Source organism: Bradyrhizobium sp. ORS 285, from assembly GCF_900176205.1.
In the GTDB taxonomy this organism is placed as follows: Bacteria; Pseudomonadota; Alphaproteobacteria; order Rhizobiales; family Xanthobacteraceae; genus Bradyrhizobium.
In genome coordinates this window covers 4,767,717-4,787,603 of record NZ_LT859959.1, presented here as the reverse complement: position 1 = coordinate 4,787,603, position 19,887 = coordinate 4,767,717, and the positions used below count along the sequence as shown (strand labels likewise).

Below are 19,887 nucleotides of genomic sequence, written 5' to 3'. Positions count from 1 at the left end.
CGGCGGGTAGCACCTGCCACGGAAAATGAAAAGTCCCGAAAAGCAGGTTCTGCTTTCCGGGACTCGTGGTCGTCAGACGAACTACTCGGTCTTGTTGGCCCAGAACATCAGCACGGCGTTGTCGGCGCGCAGCGGGATCTTGACCTTCTTCGACACGCCCCAGGCCACAGCCTGCTGATGCAGCGGGATGTAGCCGTAGTCCTTGATGCCGATCTCGAACGCCTGCTTGATCAGCTGATCGCGCTTGGCCGGGTCGGCTTCGACCAGGACCTTGTCGGTCAGCGCGTCGAACTCCTTGTTGCAGTAGTTGCCGAGATTGGCCTCACCGCGGGTCGGATCCTTGGCGTCGTCACGGCAGCCCATGATGTCGTGCATCACGTTGTGGGAGTCCATCGACGACGGCGTCCAGCCGAGCAGGAAGAACGATGTGTTGTAGCCGCCCGGCTTCAGCACCTTGGCGAAATACTGCGCCTTGGGCTGCGCGTTCAGGTTCACCTTGACGCCGATGCGGGCGAGCATGCCGACCACGGCCTGGCAGATCGCGGCGTCGTTGACGTAGCGGTCGTTCGGGCAGTCCATGCCGACCTCGAAGCCGTCGGGATAGCCGGCCTCGGTCAGCAGCTTCTTGGCCGCGTCCGGATCATATTTCGGACGGGTGAAATCCTTCGACAGCGCATAGAGCTGCGGGGCGACCATCAGCGCCGACGGCGTCGACAGGCCGCGCATGACGCGCGTCTTGATCAGCTCGACGTCGATGGCCTTGTAGAAGGCCTCGCGGACGCGGATGTCCTTGAACGGGTTCTTGCCCTTGATGTTGGAGTAGAGCAGCTCGTCGCGCGTCTCGTCCATGCCGAGGAAGATCGTGCGCAACTCCGGTCCCTTGAGCACCTGCGCGTTCGGGCTGGAATCGACGCGGCCGATGTCCTGCACCGGAACCGGCTCGATGATGTCGACCTCGCCGGACAACAGCGCCGCGACGCGCGTGGCATCCGAGGAGATGGTCGTGAACACGATCTCCTTGAGGTTATGCTCGGGCTTGCCCCACCAGTTCGGATTGACCTTGAAGACGGTCTTCACGCCCGGCTGATGGCTCTCGATGATGAAGGGTCCGGTGCCGTTCTCGTGCAGCGAGGCGAAGCTCGGCGTGGTTGCCGAGACCGGCGTCGGCGCGACCGAGTTGTTCTCCTCGCACCACTTCTTGCTCATGATGAACCACGTATCCCACTGCGAGATCAGGATGGGATTGGGCGCATCGAGCTTCACGTCGACGGTGTAGTCGTCGACCTTGATGAATTTTGCGTCGGGCGGAACGTTCGACAAGAAGTTCGAGCCGGTGGCGCGGACGCGGTCGGCGGAGAAGATCACGTCGTCGGCGGTGAAGGGTTCACCATTGTGGAACTTGACGCCCTTGCGCAGATGAAAGCGCCAGCGGGTCGGCTCGGGTGTTTCCCAGCTTTCCGCCAGGCCCGGGATGATCTTGAGATCCTTGTCGCGCGCGGTGAGACCCTCATAGACATGGGCGTGATGCGCAATCGTGGTCGATTCCTTGAAGGTATAAGGATCGAGCGACTTCAGGGTACCCTGGTTGGCGTAGCGCAGGGTCTGCGCCGAGGCCGGCATGGCGAAGCCGACGAATGCGACCGCTGCCGCGATCAGCAGGGATTTGCGTCCCGACATATGTTCAAATTCTCCGCGTTTGACGCTTGTTTTCGCGGCAGGCGCGATTGATCCGGCCTGCCTTGGCTTGGAGTCTGTCTCGAAGTTCGTGATCTCAGCAGCGCCTCTTGCACGAACTTCAAGAAGCAACAAGACGCCGGCGATATGCTTGCAAGTCTGATGCCGACAAGTCTGATGCCGAGCCGGAACGATCCGGAGACTGTCGGCTGGCGCTGCGCCGTACGACTGGCGGCACATCGATGCGCAAGATGTTGCCAGAGTTCAGCGGCGGCACACAAGCCAGTTTGTTGAAGCCTCAACGATATGGTTATGGCGCTGCTGTGCAGCGCACGCGAGGGGCCGGTGCTGGCGCGGCCGGGGTTGACCATGTCCCGGGAATTGCGCACCTGCAGCAACGCGCCGCTTGCTAGAGGGGGGCCGGCGCGGTGATACTGTACGCCTTCCCGGCGAGTCCGGTCACCGGACCCGCCAGGGAAGACGGTGTGGGGCGTGGTTTGAACCGAGCGGAGCGGATATGAAAGTCAATATCGAGATCGATTGCACCCCGCTCGAGGCGCGGCAGTTTTTCGGACTTCCCGACGTCGGTCCGATGCAGTCGGCGGTGATGGACCGGCTGCAGCACCAGATGACCAGCAATATCGACAAGCTGACGCCCGAGGCGATCATGCAGAGCTGGTTCACCTTCGATCCGCGCTTGGCCGAGCGGTTTCAGGACCTGATGCTGACCATGACGGGGCTCGGCGGCAGCCGGTCGAGCGACAAGAAGTCGGCCTGAGCGCCCGAAGCTCTCGGCGACATCGGCGCGGAACTCGTCAGGCTTTGCGCGCGTAACATGCAGGCATGGAGCGGGCTCCCTGCCGTCGTCAAAGACCGGCCAACAAGGCCGGCTGACCAAATTCAGGGAGGATGCATGAGCGATCCGGCCGGAATGCCGCCGCTGCAGTTCGCGCTGACGAACGGCATACGGATGGGCTTCTACGAGGCGGGCCCCGCGACGGACAAGCCGCCGATCATCCTCTGCCACGGCTGGCCCGAGATCGCCTTCTCCTGGCGCCACCAGATCAGGGCGCTTGCGGAGGTCGGTATCCGCGTCATCGCGCCCGACCAGCGCGGCTATGGCGCAACCGACCGGCCGGAGCCGGTCGAGGCCTACGATCTCGAACATCTCACCGCGGATCTCGTCGGCCTGCTCGATCATCTCAGCATCGACAAGGCGATCTTCGTCGGCCACGACTGGGGCGGCTTCGTCGTCTGGCAGATGCCGCTGCGATACCCCGACCGCGTCGCCGGTGTGGTCGGCATCAACACGCCGCATCTGCCGCGCGCGCCGGCCGATCCGATCGCGATCATGCGCAAGCGCTTCGGCGACCTGATGTACATCGTGCAGTTTCAGGATCCCGCGCGCGAGCCCGACCGCATCTTCGCCAGCCGCGTCGAGCAGACCTTCGACGCCTTCATGCGCAAGCCGCTGCCGCGCAACGACCCGCCGTCGACCGAGCCGCCGGCCGGCGGCATCGCGGCGTCGCCGTCGCTGAACCTCGCGTTCCCGCAGATGATCGCGGCTTATGACGCGGCCAAGGATGCGCGACAGCCGATCCTGTCGGAGGCGGAAAAGCGGGTGTTCGTCGAGACGTTCTCGCGCACCGGCTTCACCGGCGGCATCAATTGGTATCGCAACATGACCCGCAACTGGCAGCGCTCGGAAGGGCTCGACCACACCGTGCGCGTGCCCTCGCTGATGATCATGGCCGAGAACGACGCCGTGCTGCCGCCGTCCGCGGCCGACGGGATGGAGAAGCTGGTGCCGGACCTGGAGAAGCACCTCGTCCGCGACAGCGGCCATTGGACCCAGCAGGAGCAGCCGGTGGAGGTCAGCGCGAAGCTGATCGAATGGCGGCGGCGGAGGTTCGGGTAGGGCGGGGCAGTTCGGCTGAGAACGGCTAGTTCGCTTGAGTCGCGTCGCGTGAGAGGCAACAGCGGCTTCTCCACAACCGGTGTCATCCCGGACAAGCCTGCCGACGCAATGCGTCGGCGGGCGCCGATCCGGGATCCATAGCCACCGTCCCTGATGGCTGAAGCGGACTGGAGCCACAGCGCGTCGCAACCACGACGGCCGGTGGTTATGGGTCCCGGCTTTCGCCGGGACGACAGCTGAGCGGTTGGCGGGCAGCTTGCCCCAGACCCTTCGCGCAGCCCCAAGACCCTTCGCGCTGATGCTACGCCGCCTCCGCATTCGCGCTATGCGCGTGCTCGGCGATCGCGTCGATAATCACAGGCCAGGTCGGTGTCGGGATCGCATGTCCCATCTGGTCGAGCATCAGCAGCCTGGCGTTGGGAATCGACTCCGCGGTGTCCTTGCCCGCGGTGTGATGCACCAGCGGGTCGACCTTGCCGTGGATCACCAGCGTGGGTGCCGTGACCGCGTGCAGCCGCGGCTTGCGGCTGCCGGAGGCGAGAATGGCGCGCAGCTGGCGGCCGACACCGGCGGGGCTGGTGCCGCGAGCGAAACAGCGCTCGGCCAGCGCCACGTCGCGGGCCTCATCCTCGGGGAACGAGCCGGCACGCAGCACCTTCCATGTCCTCAGGAAGCGCCTGATGTACTCGTCCTTGGTCTTGGGCGGCGGCGCCATCAGCATCATCGCGACCTCGCGGGTCGGCGGCGGCAGGCGCGGGTTGCCGGTGGTCGACATGATCGAGGTCAGCGAGCGCATCCGGTGCGGGAAGCTGATCGCGATCTCCTGGGCGATCATGCCGCCCATGGACGCGCCGACCAGATGCGCCGACTTGATGTCGAGCGCGTCCATCAGCCCGACCGTGTCCTTGGCCATGTCGAGCAGCTTGTAGGGCGCTGCGACCGGAATGTTGAAGAAGCGCAGCTTGAGTAGCTCGAACGGCGTCAGCCGGCGTCCGCCATGCAGCTTGCTGGATTGGCCGACGTCGCGGTTGTCGAAGCGGATGACGTGGAAGCCGCGGCTTGCGAGCTGCTCGCAGAACTCGTCGTACCAGATGATCATCTGGCCGCCCAAGCCCATGATCAGCAGGAGCGGGGGCGCCGTGGGATCGCCGAACGTCTCGTAGCAGATGTCGATACCGTTGGCGCGCGCGATCTGCGGCGGCTGATGAGCGGTGGCTGTCACGGGAATCCTCTTTCAAGGCCAACGGGTCTTCTATGCCACGGTTCCGCCGATGGAGAGAAGCAGACCGCGTCTCCCGCATTGCAACGTAACCGTGCTATGAGAGGTTGTGCTTTGAGTCTTCGCGTAGCCTGAAGGAGCGTGCCGATGACGAACAAATCCGGCGACCCGATCGCGTTCTGGCAGCAGATGGTCGGTGAGATGCAGAAGAGCTTCACGGCCTTCACGCGGCTGCGCCCGATGGGCGCAGCGACCAGCGCCTCCAATGATCCCGCAACTTCTGGAAACGGACAGAAGCCCATGGCTGATCTCATGGAAAACTACTTCGCCGGCATGAACGTGCCGAGCCGCGGCCAGCTCACCGCGCTGAGCGAGCGGCTGACCTCGATCGAGAGCGAACTGGCGGAGACGCGGGCGCTGCTGAAGGAGCTGCTGGCCGCAACCAAGGCACCGCCGCCTGCGGAGAAGCCAGTTCGAGACCTGGGTCCTCAGCTGAACGAGATCAAAGGCTTGCTCGATGTGCTTGTCGCGGCATCCAAGGTCCCGCCGCCGGTCGTGCAGGCTCCGGTGGACGTCACCCCTGAGCTCAATGAGATCAAGGCCTTGCTAAGTAAGCTTGTGGCCGCCTCCAAGGCGCCTCAGCCGGACGCGAAGCCGCCCATCGACGTCACGCCGCAGTTGAGCGAGATCAAGGTGCTGCTCGACCAGCTTCTGAAGGATGCGCGGGCGCCAGCTCCTGCAGCGACGGCCGGGATCGAGACGGAGTTACGCGAGATCCGGGACGCACTCGACGTACTGGTAAAGCAACCGCAGCAGGTGGGCGAGGCTGCACCCGCTGCCGCCGAGGCGGCTGTCGCAACCGACGCTGCTCCCGCGGCTGAGGCCCCGAAGGCCCCCGAGCCGGCCCGGCACGGCAAGTCGCGCAACAAGAAGCAGGGCGCCTAACCGGCCTCTATTTTCACATCATTTTCACATCCTCCCGGAATGGTGCATTGCAACATTAATGTTGCATCGCACCATGGTTGATGGTATAGCTGAGTCACTCCGGTTTTCTTAGGGACGGAGCGAGAGCCATAGCTCAAACGAGGATGGAGACGACCATGACCACCGAGACCAACAAAGTGTTCGAAACCGTCAAGGACGCCTTTGCGCCGATGACGGACGCGCTTAAGAACCTGCAGACTATGGAAGTGCCGGAGTCCGCGCGGGAGTTCGTCAAGAAGACCGCGTCGACCGCCAAGGAGCGCGCTGCGGAGGCCCTCGCCGGCTCCGAGAAGGTGACCTCGGCGATCGAGACCGCCGTGTTCGACGGCGTCACCGAGGCCGGCAAGATCAGCCGCAACATCCAGCAGGCGCTGTACCAGGACACCGAGGCATTCTTCGACGGCCTCGACAGACTGGCCTCCGCCAAGTCGATCAGCGAAGCCGTTGCGATCCAGGGTGAGCTCGCCCGTGCCCGCGGCGAGGCGCTCGTCGCCCGCGCCAAGTCGACCAGCGAGTATGTCGGCAAGCTCGTCACCGAGGGCGCCAAGGTTGCCCAGGAGAACATGGCGAAGGCCTACAACAAGACCGCCTGATCGCGCTTCCCGCGTCAGTCGATCGATCTTCAAGGCCCGCGTCTCGCGGGCCTTTTCTTTTGCGAACGGACGAAACCGGCTAAAGCCGTGGCCATGCCGCAGCCGCTGTCCCGCATCGTCAACGAGTTGAAGAGCGAGCCGTCGCGCACGGGATCGCTGATCATCACGGTGTTCGGCGACGCCATCGTGCCGCGCGGCGGCAGCGTCTGGCTGGGCACTCTGCTCGCCTTCTTCGAAGGGCTCGCGATCGACGGCAGCGTCGTTCGCACCGCGATGTCGCGGCTGACCGCGGAGGGCTGGTTCGAGCGCACCAAAAGCGGCCGCAATAGCTTCTATCGCCTGACCCGGCGCGGCGAGCAGACCTTCGCTGGCGCCACCCGGCACATCTACGATTCGCCGCCGGCCGAATGGAACGGCAGCTTCGAGCTGGTGCTGATCGGCAGCACTGAGGATCGCGAGCAGGCGCGCACTGCGCTGCGCGACGCCGGCTTCGGCAGCCCGCTGCCCGGCGTGTTCGTCGCGCCCTCGAGCATCGCCGTGCCCGACGCCGTGGAGGGAGCGATCCGTCTGCAGGCCTCCGCCGGCTCCGACATGGCGCGGCGGCTGGTTGCCGAAAGCTGGGCGCTGGAGCGCGCGGCGGAGGCCTACCGCAAGTTCAGCGCGTCCTTCGCGCCGCTCAAGGCCAGCATCGAACGCGGCGAGGCGCTGACCGACGGCCAGGCCTTCACCGCGCGGATCCTGCTGATCCACCACTATCGCCGTATCGTGCTGCGCGATCCGCTGCTGCCGGCCGAGCTGCTGCCCGGGAACTGGCCGGGGCGGCAGGCGCGGGCGCTGTGCGGTGAGATCTACCGGCTGCTGCTGCCCGGCGCCGAGCGCTGGCTCGATGCGCACGCCACCAACGAGGACGGGCCGTTGCCGGCGGCCGGCGCGGCCCTGATGCGGCGGTTCGCCGACGCGGATGAGGCGCGTTGATATATTACGGAATTCGATTGCATCTCTCGAATTTTGTAATATGTTGGCGGCAACCAAGTCCTGGGAGGACGCCGCCGCATGTATACGCAGGCGCTTAATTCGCCCGAGGAGGGCAGCCTCGCCGAGGACGCCGTGCGCGCCCAACGCTTTCAGGCCCGCATCGATGCCGAGGAGCGCATCGAGCCGAACGACTGGATGCCGGCGGCCTATCGCAAAACGCTGGTGCGGCAGATCTCCCAGCACGCTCATTCCGAAATTGTCGGCATGCTGCCCGAGGGCAATTGGATCACGCGCGCGCCGAGCCTGCGCCGCAAGGCTGCGCTGCTCGCCAAGGTCCAGGACGAATGCGGCCACGGCCTCTATCTCTACGCCGCCGCCGAGACGCTCGGCGCCTCGCGGGAGGAATTGGTCGACGCGATGCTCGCCGGCAAGGCCAAGTACTCCTCGATCTTCAATTACCCGACGCTCACCTGGGCGGACATCGGCGTGATCGGCTGGCTCGTCGACGGCGCCGCGATCATGAATCAGATCCCGCTGTGCCGCTGCTCCTACGGGCCCTATGCGCGCGCGATGATCCGCGTCTGCAAGGAAGAGTCGTTCCACCAGCGCCAGGGCTACGAGATCATGCTCACGCTGTGCCGTGGCACGGCGGAGCAGAAGGCGATGGCGCAGGATGCGCTGAACCGATGGTGGTGGCCGGTGCTGATGATGTTCGGCCCCCCTGATCAAGCCAGCCAGCACAGCGACACCTCGACCAAGTGGAAGATCAAGCGCTTCTCGAATGACGAGCTGCGCCAGAAGTTCATCGATGCCACCGTGCCTCAGGCGCAGTACCTCGGGCTGACGATGCCTGATCCCGAGATGAAGCAGGACGACCAGGGCCATTGGCGGCACGGCCCGATCGACTGGAACGAGTTCAAGCAGGTGCTGGCTGGCAACGGCCCGTGCAACCGCGATCGGCTGGCGGCGCGCCGCAAGGCGCATGCCGACGGCGCCTGGGTGCGCGAGGCGGCCGCAGCCTATGCCGAGAAGCGCGCGCGGCGTCCGACGGCGCAAGCTGCCGAATAGACAGGGGAGATCGTGATGGCAACGCCGAACACGCCGTTGTGGGAGGTCTTCATCCGCAGCCGCAACGGGCTTGCGCACAAGCATTGCGGCTCGCTGCACGCGCCGGACGCGACCATGGCGCTGCAGGCCGCGCGCGACCTCTACACCCGCCGCGGCGAGGGCCTGTCGATCTGGGTGGTGCCGTCGAGCGCCATCACCGCGTCCGATCCGGCTGACAAGGGCATGATGTTCGAGCCGGCGGAGACGAAGATCTATCGTCACCCGACGTTCTACGAAGTGCCCGAGGAAGTCGGGCACATGTAGTAACTCGTCATGGTGAGGAGGCGCGCAGCGCCGTCTCGAACCATGAGGCCCGATACCGCTTGTGGCCCATCCTTCGAGACGCCCGCCGGCGGCGGGCTCCTCAGGATGAGGTCGAATGCGTGGCTCTAAGGCAGACACACCATGACCGCACCCTCGATCATCGTCTCCGAAACGCCGCTGGTGCTCTACACCTTGCGCCGTGCCGACGACGCGCTGATCCTCGGGCATCGCCTGTCCGAATGGTGCGGCCATGCGCCCATGCTCGAAGAGGACATGGCGCTCTCGAACATGGCGCTCGACCTGATCGGACAGGCGCGCGAGCTCTATGGCTATGCGGCGAAGGTCGAAGGCCGCGACAATGACGAGGACAAGCTCGCTTATCTTCGCGACGTCAGGCAGTACCGCAATCTGCTGCTGGTCGAGCGGCCCAATGGCGACTTCGCGCAGACGATGGTGCGGCAGCTGTTCTACGCAGCGTTCGCCGATCTGTATTGGCGCGGCATGATGGGTTCGACCGATGCGACCCTCGCGGCCATCGCGGCCAAGTCGGAGAAGGAGTTCGCCTATCATCTGCGCCATTCCAGCGAATGGGTGATCCGGCTCGGCGATGGCACCGATGAGAGCCACCGCCGCGCGCAAGGAGCGGTCGATGAACTCTGGGCTTTCACCGGCGAGATGTTCAGCGTCGACGATAGCGAGCGCGGTTTGATCGACGCCGGAATCGCGATCGATCCGACGATGCTGCTGCCGGAATGGCTGGCGATCGTCTCGCATGTCGTGCGCGAGGCGACGCTGGTGCTGCCCGAGCACGACTGGATGCAGCAGGGCGGCCGCGACGGCCGCCACAGCGAGCATCTCGGCCATCTCCTCAGCGAACTGCAACACATGCAGCGCAGCTTCCCCGGTGTGACGTGGTAGTCGCCGACATCAGCCCGGCCGAACTGCGCCAGCGCGCCTGGGAGGCGGCGGCGTCGGTGGCCGATCCGGAGATTCCGGTGCTGACGATCGACGATCTCGGCGTGCTGCGCGAGGTCGAAGTGGTCGGCGACCGCGTCGAGGTCGCGATCACGCCGACCTATTCGGGTTGCCCGGCCATGAACATGATCGCGCTGGAGATCGAGCTCGCGCTGGAGCGCGCCGGTTTTCGCGGGGCCAGCGTCCGCACCGTGCTGTCGCCGGCCTGGACCACGGATTGGATGAGCGAAGAGGGGCGCCGCAAGCTGCGCGACTACGGCATCGCGCCGCCGCGGCCGTCGAGCGGCCGCCGCGCGCTGTTCGGCGTCGCCGAGGTGGCGTGCCCGCAATGCGGCTCGGATGACACCGAGCAACTCGCCGAGTTCGGCTCGACCTCCTGCAAGGCGCTGTGGCGCTGCAAAGCGTGCCGCGAGCCGTTCGATTATTTCAAGTGCCACTGATGCCGCCACATCCGTCATTGCGAGCGCAGCGAAGCAATCCAGAGTCAGGTGCGCAGTCCTGGATTGCTTCGCTGCGCTCGCAATGACGCGGGGAGAGAGTCGATGTCGACAACGCCGCGCTTTCACCGCCTTGCCGTTCGTGATTTGCGCCGCGAGGCGCCGGATGCGGTGTCGCTGACTTTTGCCATTCCGAACGAGTTGGCCGCGGACTATCAGTTCGCGCCCGGGCAATATCTCACGCTGAAGACCACGCTCGGCGGCGAAGAGGTCCGGCGCTCCTATTCGATCTGCTCCGGCCCCGACGACAACGAAATCCGCATCGCGGTGAAGCGGGTCGATGGCGGCGCGTTCTCCAGCTTCGTCACCGACGAGTTGAAGCGCGGCGACGAGATCGACGTGATGACGCCGACCGGCCGTTTCGGCGTGGCGCTCGATCCGGCAGCCGCGCGCACCCATGTCGGCTTCGCGGCGGGATCGGGCATCACGCCGATCCTGTCGATCGTGAAGGCCGTGCTCGCGCGCGAGCCGGACAGCCGCTTCTTCCTGTTCTACGGCAACCGCACCACCGCCGGCATGCTGTTCCGCGAGCAGCTCGAGGAGCTGAAGGACCGTTTCCTCCAGCGCTTCTCGGTGTTCCACGTCATCTCCGGCGAGGAGCAGGACCTGCCGATCCTGCACGGCCGTCTTGATGGCGAGAAGGTGCGCGTGCTCTTGCGTTCGCTGGTGCCGGCGGAGAGCGTCGACCACGTCTTCATTTGCGGTCCCACCGGGATGAGCGAGGACATTGAGTCCGCCTGCCGCGCGCTGGGGATCGCCGATGACCGCGTTCATGTCGAGCGCTTCGTCTCCGGCGCCGGCGGCAAGCCGCGGCCGAAGATGGTCGTTCCCGACTCGGCGCCGCCCAAGGCGATCGCCGCTTTGATCATCGACGGCAAGCGCCGCGAGGTCCCGGTCGCCGAGGGTGAGGCCATTCTGGACGCTGCGTTGCGTGCCGGCGTCGATCTGCCGTTCGCCTGCAAGGGCGGCATGTGCTCCACCTGCCGCGCCAAGCTGGTCGACGGCAAGGCCGAGATGGAGCTGAACTACTCGCTCGAGCCCTGGGAGCTGCAGGCCGGCTTCGTGCTGACCTGCCAGGCGAAGCCGGTGACGGAGCGGGTGGTGGTGGACTACGATCATGTGTGAGAGGGCAAGCTCGGAGCTCGCCGCCTATTGATAATGACTTGAGGAGCGCTCGCTCTAGCGGCGGGCTCGGTGCAACCTCGCCCCGCTTGCGGGGAGAGGTCGGATTGCATCGCAAGATGCAATCCGGGTGAGGGGGTACAGGTCTTACCGCGAACACTTCCCGTGCGGCTGCCCCTCACCCCAACCCTCTCCCCGTGAAGAACGGGGAGAGGGAGCGCAGCATCGCCGTTGCAGTATGGTGCCTCCATCAGGTGCGGGTCCATTACTCCATCGGCCGTCTATCCTTGATCCGCTTCGCCTTGCCCGCCGAGCGCTCCAGCGTGTCGGGCGGCACCGCCTTCACCTTCGCCGTCACTCCAATCGTGTTCTTGATGTGGATCGAGATCCGCTCCGCATGCTCGCCGAGCCCGCTCTCGTCCCAATGCTCCGGCCGCGACTCCGCGTAGATGGTCAGCTCGTCCATGCGGCCTTCGCGCGTCAATTCCAGCATGAAATGGCCGCCACACCATTCGGTGGTCAGCAGGATCTCCTCGATCTGCGAGGGGAACAGGTTGACGCCGCGCAGAATGATCATGTCGTCGGAGCGGCCGGTGACCTTCTCCATCCGCCGCATGCCCGGCCGCGCCGTACCCGGCAGCAGCCGCGTCAGGTCGCGGGTGCGATAGCGGATGACGGGAAAGGCTTCCTTGGTCAGCGAGGTGAACACCAGTTCGCCCATCTCGCCGTCGGGCAGCACACGGCCGGTGTCGGGATCGACGATCTCCGGGTAGAAATGATCCTCCCAGATGTGCAGCCCGTCCTTGGTTTCCAGGCATTCCTGCGCGACGCCAGGGCCGATCACCTCGGACAGGCCGTAGATGTCGGTCGCATCCATCGCGAACGCATCCTCGATCTCGGCGCGCATCGCGTTGGTCCAGGGCTCGGCGCCGAAGATGCCGATTTTCAGCGAGCTCTGCCTGGGATCGAGTCCCTGGCGCCTGAACTCGTCGAGGATCGCCAGCATGTAGCTCGGCGTCACCGTGATGATCTCGGGCCGGAAATCGTTGATCAGCTGCACCTGCCGCTCGGTCATGCCGCCGGAGATCGGCACCACGGTGCAGCCGAGCTCCTCGGCGCCGTAGTGGACGCCGAGCCCGCCGGTGAACAGGCCGTAGCCATAGGCATTGTGAATGATCATGCCGCTGCGCCCGCCGGCGGCGCGGATCGAGCGCGCCATGACCGCCGACCAGGTCGCGATGTCGCCTCTGGTGTAGCCGACGACGATCGGCTTGCCGGTCGTGCCGGACGAAGCGTGCACGCGCACCAGTTGCTCGCGCGGCACGGCGAACATGTTGAACGGGTAGTTGTCGCGCAGGTCGGTCTTCACCGTGAACGGGAATTTCGCGAGGTCTGCCAGCTCGCGAAAATCCGACGGCTGCACGCCCGCCTTGTCGAAGGCGCGGCGGTAATGGGCGACGTTGTCGTAGGCGTGCTTCAGCGACCAGGCGAGGCGCTTGGTCTGCAGCGCAATGATCTCGTCGCGCGAGGCGCGTTCGGTTAAGTCCATCTCGGGAACGTAGCCGCCGGCCGATTGATGCTTGGTCATGGGTCAGGTCCTCCGGCGGATCAGCTTGCGGCCTCTCGCGTGCCGGTCGAAACCAGCGTGCCGCCGATGCTGCGGGAATGGCCGCGGAATTCGGCAATGACGGTCTCACCCGCGGCGACGCGCACGTCGTAGATGCCGGAGCGGCCGCTGCGCGACACCTCGTGGGCGCTGGCGGTCAAGACATCGCCGAGCTTGCCCGGCCGGATGAAGCTGATGCTGCCCTGCGCGGCCACGGTGCGGTCGTTGTGGGAGTTGCAGGCGAACGCAAACGCGGAATCGGCGAGCGTGAAGATGAAGCCGCCATGGGCGATGCCGTGGCCGTTGACCATGTGCGGCTGGATCGTCATCCGCAGAATCGCGCGGCCCGGGCCGATCTCGACGATCTGCATGCCCAGCCCCTGGCTGGCGCGATCGTCCTGCCACATTGCATCCGCGCAGGCCCGGGCGAGGGCGTCGGGAGAGAGGGGCACCGCTCCGCTCATCGGCCGGCCTCCGGCCGTGCGCAAGCCAAGACCGGCGCATGAGGATGCGCTTCTGAAACCACGGCGTTCTCTCCCGGTGATGCTTGTTGGAACAAGCATTCTGAACTAGTTAAGCGCGATATCGTGGCGAATATTCTGCGCGCGTCAAGCGAAAGCGATGCTTGCGGAGCCCGCGTGCCGCCGCCTCTTTTCCGCAACCAGAAGGACTGCCCCGCGTGCCGGAAGCTGCTGATGTGGCCATCATGGCCGGTCTCGGGATTGGCCTCGTCTATGGCGTCGTCGGCCTGCTCAGCGGCTTCTGCATGATGAGCAGTCTGCGCGGCTGGTGGGCGGACGGCGACGGCCTGAAGGTGCGGACTTACGCGCTGGCGATGGGCATCGCCGTCATCGCTACGCAGCTGCTCGCGGCCAATGGCTTTGTCGATCTCGGCAAGTCGATCTATCTGCAGCCGACCTTCTCGGTGCCGCTGATGTTCGCCGGAGGCGCGCTGTTCGGCTACGGCATGGTGCTGGCCAATGGCTGCGGCTCGCGCGCGCTGGTGCTGCTCGGCCGCGGCAATCTCCGCTCCTTTGTCGTGGTGATCGTGTTGGCGATCGCGGCGGAGATGACGTTGAAGGGCCTGGTCGCGCCGCTGCGGATCGCGCTGATGCAGGGCTCGCAGACCACGGCAACGGCGACGTCGCTTCCCGCGCTGCTCTCGATCGGTGGCTTGCACGGCGCACCGGCGCGATTGCTGCCGGCGCTCGCGCTCGGTGGCGCGCTGCTCGTCTTCGCTTTCGCGCATGCGCCGTTCCGGCGCGCGCCAGGCCAGATGCTGGCGGGCCTCGTTGTCGGCCTGCTGATCGCCGCCGGCTGGTTTGCGACCGGGTATCTCGGCGCTGACGATTTCAACCCCGTGCCGGTGGCCTCGTTGACCTTTGTTGCGCCGATTGCCGACGGCCTGCAATATGTCATGCTGTCGACCGGCTCGACGGTGAATTTTGGCATCGCCACCGTGGCTGGCGTGCTCGCCGGCAGTCTCGTCACCGCGCTCGTCACACGCCGCTTCAAGCTCGAAGGCTTTCATTCGCCGCAGCATATGCTGCGCTCGGCCGGCGGCGCCGCGCTGATGGGCATCGGCGGCGTCATGGCGCTGGGCTGCTCGGTCGGGCAGGGGCTCACGGGACTGTCGACCCTGGCGCTGCCGTCCTTCGTGGCGATCGGCGGCATCTTTATCGGCACAGCGATCGGCCTGCGTGGGGCGTTGCGGGTGCGGCCGCTGAAGATCGAGCCGCAGACCGCGCATTGATCACTCCGCCGCGCGCGTGACGATGCGGATCTCCGAGGTCAGTGTCCGGTGTACCGGGCATTTGTCGGCGATCTCCATCAGCTTCTTGCGCTGCTCCTGATCGAGCGCGCCGTCCATGTGGATATCGCGTTCGAGCTGATCGATCAGCCCGACCTTGGTCTCGCATTCCGCGCAATCCTCCGCATGGATCTTGCTGTGGCGGAGCGTGACGGTGATGCGGTCGAGCGGCAGGAATTTTCGGTCGGCATAGAGCCGCATCGTCATCGAGGTGCAGGCGCCGAGCGCGGCGAGCAGCAGGTCGTAGGGGCCTGGGCCGGTATCCTGGCCGCCGACCGAAAGCGGTTCGTCAGCTGTGAGATGATGCGGGCCGAGCGCGATGCTCTGCTGCAGCTTGCTGGAGCGGGTCTCGCGCACGATCACGTCGCGCGGACCATCCGTGGCGGCGGGCTCAGGCGTCGCCGGCGCGACATAGCGGGTGGCCCAGCTCGCGATCACCTCGGCGATGTAGGTGGCGTCCTGCTTGCTGCTGATCAGATGATCGGCATGATCGAGCGAAATGAAGCTCTTCGGATGCTTGGCGGCGACGAAGATGTGGGTCGCGTTGTCGATGCCGACGGTGTCGTCGACGGGCGAATGCATCACCAAGAGCGCCTTGTGCAGATGCTTGACCTTGTCGAGCAGGCGCTGCTCGGCGACGTCGTCGAGGAAGGAGCTGCTGATACGGAACGGACGGCCTGCCAGCGAGACCTCGGCCGAGCCGTCGCGGCGGATCGCCTCGAGACTGTCCTTGAACATGTCGGTGACATGCGCCGGATCGGACGGAGCAGCGATCGTCACCACGGCCTTTGCATCCGGGATGTCGCCGGCCGCGGCCAGCACGGCGGCGCCGCCGAGGCTGTGGCCGATCAGGATCGCGGGCGCCTGTCGCGTCTCGCGCAGATGATCGGCGGCGCGGACGAGGTCGGCGACGTTGGAGGAGAACGTCGCGTTGGCGAAGTCGCCTTCGCTGGAGCCGAGGCCGGTGAAGTCAAACCGCAGCACCGCGATGCCATGCGCCGTCAGCGCCATCGCGATGCGCCGCGCCGCATGCGTATCCTTGCCGCAGGAGAAGCAATGCGCGAACAGCGCGTAAGCGCGCGGCGTGCCGTCGGGCATGTCGAGCGCCGCGGACAGTTTGTCGCCGCTTGCGCCGTCAAACTGGAAGCGTTCGGTCGGCATGATGTGGTCCCCCGTCGTTGCGTCCGCTCGCGGCGATGACGCCGCATGATCTCACTTTGTCATATAACAGATCGGGCCTGCATGTGTCGGTGCGTGGAAACGATCGGCACCTTTCGTGCGGCTCCTGGATCGCTTCGCTTGCGCTCGCGATGACGGAGTTTATGGAGCGTCCGCTGCCCGCCACGGCCGTCATTGCGAGCGCAAGCGAAGCAATCCAGGGGCTCAGTAAGAACGCGATGACGTCAGCAACGACACCCCGTGCTGCATCTGCATCAAGTGCAGATATGATGACGCCATCTCGCGGCCTGCTCGGCCCGAGTTGTGCGGATCGTCGCGCCTCTCACGAGCGAGAGGGCGCAGGGAAGGTCGGGAGCCTGCCGCCCCCATGGCCCGCCTGCGGAAGAAAATGCAGGCGGCAGGTACCACAGGTTCGGCCAAAGGACATCCCGGCCTTCCCTGCGCAATGGTTGGAACGGCTTATACGTGCTCTCTCCGGGGAACGGCTGTCTTGCCCCCGTCACCACGATGCACGTCATTGCACCGCGATTTGACGCCAGCGCCGCGGCGTCAAGACCACACGATTTCGCCGTGCGCACCGGATCGTTCGTCCGCATGGAGACCCACACTGCGACCCGTTGCGCCCACCGCATCCCGCGCTCCACGTCCGTGACGATCGCGATCCGTCCCTCTGCAACGAGGCGGGATGGCGGGGAGTAAATCACGATTTTCAGAAATTGGCAAGAGGGAAGTTTGGGGGACGCAAAGTTCGTCGAGGGCCGGCATGATTGGTGGCAACACCGCCTGGGGCTCAGCGTTATCGGAGAGCGAAGTTTGGCGCTCAACTGTCTCCGCATCGTCATGGCCGGGCTTGTCCCGGCCATCCACGTGGTTCGGCATGCTGGGAACGACGTGGATGCCCGGGCCTTCGCCGCGCCGAAGCGGCTTCGGCCGCGCAGGCGGGACGAGCCCGGGCATGACGGAGCAACTCATTGACGGGGGCGTTCGTGAGGACGGATCCGTATCTCTGTATGCGAGTGGGGTCCAGCCTGACCGGCAATCGCGCACGCGAAGCGTCACTCGCGCGGAGGTATGAGCTCAATCACCTGTTCACCGTTCCGGATCGCCGTCGGCAGGTCCTGCGCGACAAGATCGGTAATCCATCGAATCAGCGCCGGCAGTGCTTCGTCCTTCGCCTGACGGCGAAGCGGGGGCAGGTCGCGCTCGTGCGCGGTGCCGACCTTGATGTTGAGACGCTCATACGGAATGTCGCCGTCCGGCGGCCGGTAGCGCGCGTCGAACAGACGGCGGCCGTGGCTGCGCACGAGATGGATGCGGATGCCGCCGAGCTCCTTTGCGGTCAACGCGGCGAGGATGACGCTCGGCTTGAGAAGATACCCATAGCCCTTGGGGATCTTGCCGGTTTCTGAGGTGAACTCCATGCTGGATCTCTGGCACGTTCGGATATTGCGGCGTCCGCGTTTGATGCGGAAGCGATAGCATGCAGTCCGTAGGGTGGGCAAAGCGAAGCGTGCCCACCATTCCTGTCTTTTCGGGGAACGACGGTGGGCACGACGCTGCGCGTCTTTGCCCACCCTACGTTCTGTTGGTCTATCAATCCGAATAGCGCTGCTCGGCCCAGGGATCGCCGCGGTTGTGATAGCCGCGGACTTCCCAATAGCCGGGCTTGTCGGCCTCGAGAAACTCGATCGCCTTGAGCCATTTCGCGCTCTTCCAGAAATACAGATGCGGCACGACGACGCGCACCGGGCCGCCATGCTCACCGGTGATCGGCGCGCCGGACCAGCTGTGCGCGAGCAGGGCATCCTCGGCGGCGAAATCCTCCAGGGTCAGGTTGGTGGTGTAGCCGTCATAGGAATGCAGCACGACGAAATTGGCTGACTCGCGCGGGCGGCAGGCGGCGAGCAGGTCGCGCGTGGCGAGACCTTCCCATTGATTGTCGTAGCGCGACCAGGTCGTGACGCAATGGATGTCGGAGACGAACTGCCGCTGCTCCTGGGCGAGGAAGGCGGTGAAGTCCCAGAACAGCGGATTTTCGACCGCGCCGTAGACGTCGAGCCGCCAGCGCTCGCGGGTGATGCTCGGCGTCAGGCCGAGGTCGAGCACCGGCCAGTCGCGGGTCAGATGTTGGCCGGGCGGCAGGCGCTCGTCCTCCGGCCTGACGATGCGGCCGGTGAGGAATTTGCCCTCGCGCGCCCAGCACTCCTTGCTGCGGGTCAGCTTGCTCTCGGGCGGCAGCCCGGACTCGTCTGCCATCTCAGCACCTCGTCAATTTGTGCGGGCTCATTCGTGTCTATGCATGGCGGAGGCATGCTTGGTGTCGCGCATGGTCGCATAGATCAGCAGCGAGAGGAAGATGACGCCCGACAGGTAATAATAGAACCAGGTCTCGTGCCCGATGCTCTTGAAGTACAGCGCGATCGCAGGCGCGGTGCCGCCGAACAGCGACACGGTGATCGCGTAGGGCAGGCCGACGCCGAGCGCGCGGATGTTGGTCGGGAACAGCTCGGCCTTCACCACGGCGTTGATCGAGGTGTAGCCTGCCGTGAAGATCCAGGCGCCGCAGATCAGGAGGAAGGCGGTGAACGGCTCCTTGGTGCCCTTCAGCGCAGTCAGGATCGGGATGGTCGACAGGGTGCCGGCGATGCCGAAGAAGATCAAGAGCGGCTTGCGGCCGATGCGGTCGGAGATCGCGCCGTACAGCGGCTGCAGCACGCAGGCGAACAGCAGCGAGCCGAAGATCACCATCGTGGTCTGGTCCTCGGTCAGGCCGACCGAGAGCTTCACGAAGGTCTGCATGTAGGTGGTGAAGGTGTAGAACGCCGCGGTGCCGCCGGCGGTGAGGCCGACGACGAGCAGCAGCTCGCGCGGATATCTGAACAACGCGGCCATCGAGCTGGATGAGCCCGACTTCTTCTTGGCCTCCACGAACGCTTCGGTCTCGTGCAGATTCCGCCGCATCACCGCGACGAAGATCGCAAGGCAGGCGCCGATGAAGAAGGGAATGCGCCAGCCCCAAGCCTTCAGTTCCTCCGTCGTCAAGAACACCTTCTGCAACAGCAGGAGCACGATGATCGCGGTGAGCTGGCCGCCGATCAGGGTGACGTATTGGAAGCTCGAATAGAAGCCGCGATGTTTGGCGTCGGCGACTTCCGACAGATAGGTCGCGCTGGCGCCGTATTCGCCGCCGAGGCTCAGCCCCTCGATGACGCGGGCGAGTGCCAGGATGATCGGCGCGGCGATGCCGATCGTGGCATAGGTCGGCGTCACCGCGATGATCAGCGAGCCGAAGCACATGCAGAGCACGGAGACGGTCAGCGACAGCCTGCGGCCATACTGGTCGGCGAGATAGCCGAACAACCAGCCGCCGAGCGGACGCATCAGGAAGGTCGCGGCGAACACCACGGCGGCGTTGAGCTGCTCGACGACGGGGTCCTTCGACGGGAAGAACGCCGGGGCGAAATACAGCGCGAACGCGGTGTAGGCGTAGAAGTCGTACCATTCGACGAGGTTGCCGGCGGAGCCGATCAGGATCGCCTTGATGCGGCGCTCGACGTCCGCGATCGACGTGGCGGGCTCTACGGCAGGCTCGATCGCCTGGTCTGTCATTTTCCGGTCTCCGGGCAAGCAGGATTTTCGGCCCTTCTACGGGAGCCGATGAGATTGCCAATATAGAATAATGGCAGGGGTCCCATGTTCCTGGTGGCGGAACTCTGGGGCGGCTGCTGCAACGGTGGTGAGGAGCGCCCACGTCTCGAACCATGAGGCCGCCAGTCGGGGCCTCGCCCTTCGAGACGCTCGCCTTCGGCGAGCTCCTCAGGGTGAGGGGGAAGATGAGTCCAAGAGGGACGAAATACGTCGGTTGGCGATACGCTTGACCCTCATGGTGAGGAGCCCGCCCTTGAGGGCGGGCGTCTCGAACCATGAGGCCAGCGCCTCGGTCTCGCCCTTCGAAACGCCGCTG

General features: G+C 65.5%; 19 protein-coding genes. 11 read left to right on the top strand and 8 right to left on the bottom strand.

The features are described 5' to 3' along the window. Nucleotides 1-81 precede the first annotated feature (81 nt). Nucleotides 82-1,677 (bottom strand): ABC transporter substrate-binding protein, encoded by a 1,596-nt coding sequence (locus tag BRAD285_RS21585; RefSeq protein ID WP_006613361.1) that lies wholly within the window; start codon nucleotides 1,675-1,677, stop codon nucleotides 82-84. Nucleotides 1,678-2,191: 514 nt separating this feature from the next. Between BRAD285_RS21585 and BRAD285_RS21580 the strand changes: the two genes are divergently transcribed. Next, nucleotides 2,192-2,452 (top strand): DUF6489 family protein, encoded by a 261-nt coding sequence (locus BRAD285_RS21580; protein ID WP_006613360.1) that lies wholly within the window; start codon nucleotides 2,192-2,194, stop codon nucleotides 2,450-2,452. Between the two features lie 135 nt (nucleotides 2,453-2,587). Beyond that, nucleotides 2,588-3,592 (top strand): alpha/beta fold hydrolase, encoded by a 1,005-nt coding sequence (locus BRAD285_RS21575; RefSeq protein ID WP_006613359.1) that lies wholly within the window; start codon nucleotides 2,588-2,590, stop codon nucleotides 3,590-3,592. 301 nt (nucleotides 3,593-3,893) lie between these two features. Here the strand turns inward: BRAD285_RS21575 and BRAD285_RS21570 are convergent, their stop codons facing one another. After that, entirely contained in the window at nucleotides 3,894-4,814 is a 921-nt protein-coding gene (locus tag BRAD285_RS21570; RefSeq protein ID WP_006613358.1) for an alpha/beta fold hydrolase, read from the bottom strand. A gap of 144 nt (nucleotides 4,815-4,958) precedes the next feature. On the opposite strand from BRAD285_RS21570, the gene BRAD285_RS21565 reads away from it, so the two are divergent. The 8 genes from BRAD285_RS21565 (at nucleotide 4,959) to paaE (ending at nucleotide 11,331) form a co-directional block, all read left to right on the top strand. Continuing rightward, nucleotides 4,959-5,756: a hypothetical protein gene (locus BRAD285_RS21565; protein WP_006613357.1), complete on the top strand. Its 798-nt coding sequence runs from the start codon at nucleotides 4,959-4,961 to the stop codon at nucleotides 5,754-5,756. Between the two features lie 155 nt (nucleotides 5,757-5,911). Continuing rightward, the gene (locus tag BRAD285_RS21560; protein WP_006613356.1) at nucleotides 5,912-6,388 is read left to right on the top strand and encodes a phasin; all 477 of its coding nucleotides are present in this window, start codon (nucleotides 5,912-5,914) and stop codon (nucleotides 6,386-6,388) included. A 93-nt stretch (nucleotides 6,389-6,481) separates the two neighbouring features. Then, nucleotides 6,482-7,363, top strand: coding sequence for a phenylacetic acid degradation operon negative regulatory protein PaaX (gene paaX, locus BRAD285_RS21555; RefSeq protein ID WP_006613355.1), 882 nt, complete (start codon nucleotides 6,482-6,484; stop codon nucleotides 7,361-7,363). Nucleotides 7,364-7,441: 78 nt separating this feature from the next. Further along, nucleotides 7,442-8,431 (top strand): 1,2-phenylacetyl-CoA epoxidase subunit PaaA, encoded by a 990-nt coding sequence (paaA, locus tag BRAD285_RS21550; protein ID WP_006613354.1) that lies wholly within the window; start codon nucleotides 7,442-7,444, stop codon nucleotides 8,429-8,431. Nucleotides 8,432-8,446: 15 nt separating this feature from the next. Beyond that, nucleotides 8,447-8,734: a 1,2-phenylacetyl-CoA epoxidase subunit PaaB gene (gene paaB / locus BRAD285_RS21545; RefSeq protein WP_006613353.1), complete on the top strand. Its 288-nt coding sequence runs from the start codon at nucleotides 8,447-8,449 to the stop codon at nucleotides 8,732-8,734. A 141-nt stretch (nucleotides 8,735-8,875) separates the two neighbouring features. Further along, nucleotides 8,876-9,652 carry a 1,2-phenylacetyl-CoA epoxidase subunit PaaC gene (gene paaC / locus BRAD285_RS21540; protein WP_006613352.1) on the top strand — a complete coding sequence of 259 codons (777 nt, stop codon included), beginning with the start codon at nucleotides 8,876-8,878 and terminating at the stop codon, nucleotides 9,650-9,652. Continuing rightward, nucleotides 9,646-10,149: a 1,2-phenylacetyl-CoA epoxidase subunit PaaD gene (gene paaD / locus BRAD285_RS21535; RefSeq protein ID WP_006613351.1), complete on the top strand. Its 504-nt coding sequence runs from the start codon at nucleotides 9,646-9,648 to the stop codon at nucleotides 10,147-10,149. Before paaC ends, paaD begins: the two co-directional genes overlap by 7 nt. Nucleotides 10,150-10,251: 102 nt before the next feature. After that, nucleotides 10,252-11,331 carry a 1,2-phenylacetyl-CoA epoxidase subunit PaaE gene (paaE, locus tag BRAD285_RS21530; protein WP_035647468.1) on the top strand — a complete coding sequence of 360 codons (1,080 nt, stop codon included), beginning with the start codon at nucleotides 10,252-10,254 and terminating at the stop codon, nucleotides 11,329-11,331. A gap of 262 nt (nucleotides 11,332-11,593) precedes the next feature. Here the strand turns inward: paaE and paaK are convergent, their stop codons facing one another. Both paaK and paaI read right to left on the bottom strand, forming a co-directional pair. Next, nucleotides 11,594-12,916 carry a phenylacetate--CoA ligase PaaK gene (gene paaK, locus BRAD285_RS21525; protein WP_006613061.1) on the bottom strand — a complete coding sequence of 441 codons (1,323 nt, stop codon included), beginning with the start codon at nucleotides 12,914-12,916 and terminating at the stop codon, nucleotides 11,594-11,596. A 20-nt stretch (nucleotides 12,917-12,936) separates the two neighbouring features. Further along, nucleotides 12,937-13,398 (bottom strand): hydroxyphenylacetyl-CoA thioesterase PaaI, encoded by a 462-nt coding sequence (gene paaI, locus BRAD285_RS21520; RefSeq protein ID WP_006613060.1) that lies wholly within the window; start codon nucleotides 13,396-13,398, stop codon nucleotides 12,937-12,939. A gap of 242 nt (nucleotides 13,399-13,640) precedes the next feature. Between paaI and BRAD285_RS21515 the strand changes: the two genes are divergently transcribed. Continuing rightward, entirely contained in the window at nucleotides 13,641-14,687 is a 1,047-nt protein-coding gene (locus BRAD285_RS21515; RefSeq protein ID WP_006613059.1) for a YeeE/YedE family protein, read from the top strand. Here BRAD285_RS21515 and BRAD285_RS21510 read toward each other — a convergent pair whose 3' ends face one another. From BRAD285_RS21510 to BRAD285_RS21490, 4 genes are all read right to left on the bottom strand, one after another. Further along, nucleotides 14,688-15,905: a bifunctional alpha/beta hydrolase/OsmC family protein gene (locus tag BRAD285_RS21510; RefSeq protein ID WP_006613058.1), complete on the bottom strand. Its 1,218-nt coding sequence runs from the start codon at nucleotides 15,903-15,905 to the stop codon at nucleotides 14,688-14,690. 1,073 nt (nucleotides 15,906-16,978) lie between these two features. Continuing rightward, nucleotides 16,979-17,344 (bottom strand): hypothetical protein, encoded by a 366-nt coding sequence (locus BRAD285_RS21500; RefSeq protein WP_006613622.1) that lies wholly within the window; start codon nucleotides 17,342-17,344, stop codon nucleotides 16,979-16,981. Nucleotides 17,345-17,516: 172 nt separating this feature from the next. After that, nucleotides 17,517-18,179, bottom strand: coding sequence for a sulfite oxidase-like oxidoreductase (locus BRAD285_RS21495; protein ID WP_006613623.1), 663 nt, complete (start codon nucleotides 18,177-18,179; stop codon nucleotides 17,517-17,519). A 27-nt stretch (nucleotides 18,180-18,206) separates the two neighbouring features. Further along, entirely contained in the window at nucleotides 18,207-19,532 is a 1,326-nt protein-coding gene (locus tag BRAD285_RS21490; RefSeq protein WP_035647703.1) for an MFS transporter, read from the bottom strand. Nucleotides 19,533-19,887 lie beyond the last annotated feature (355 nt).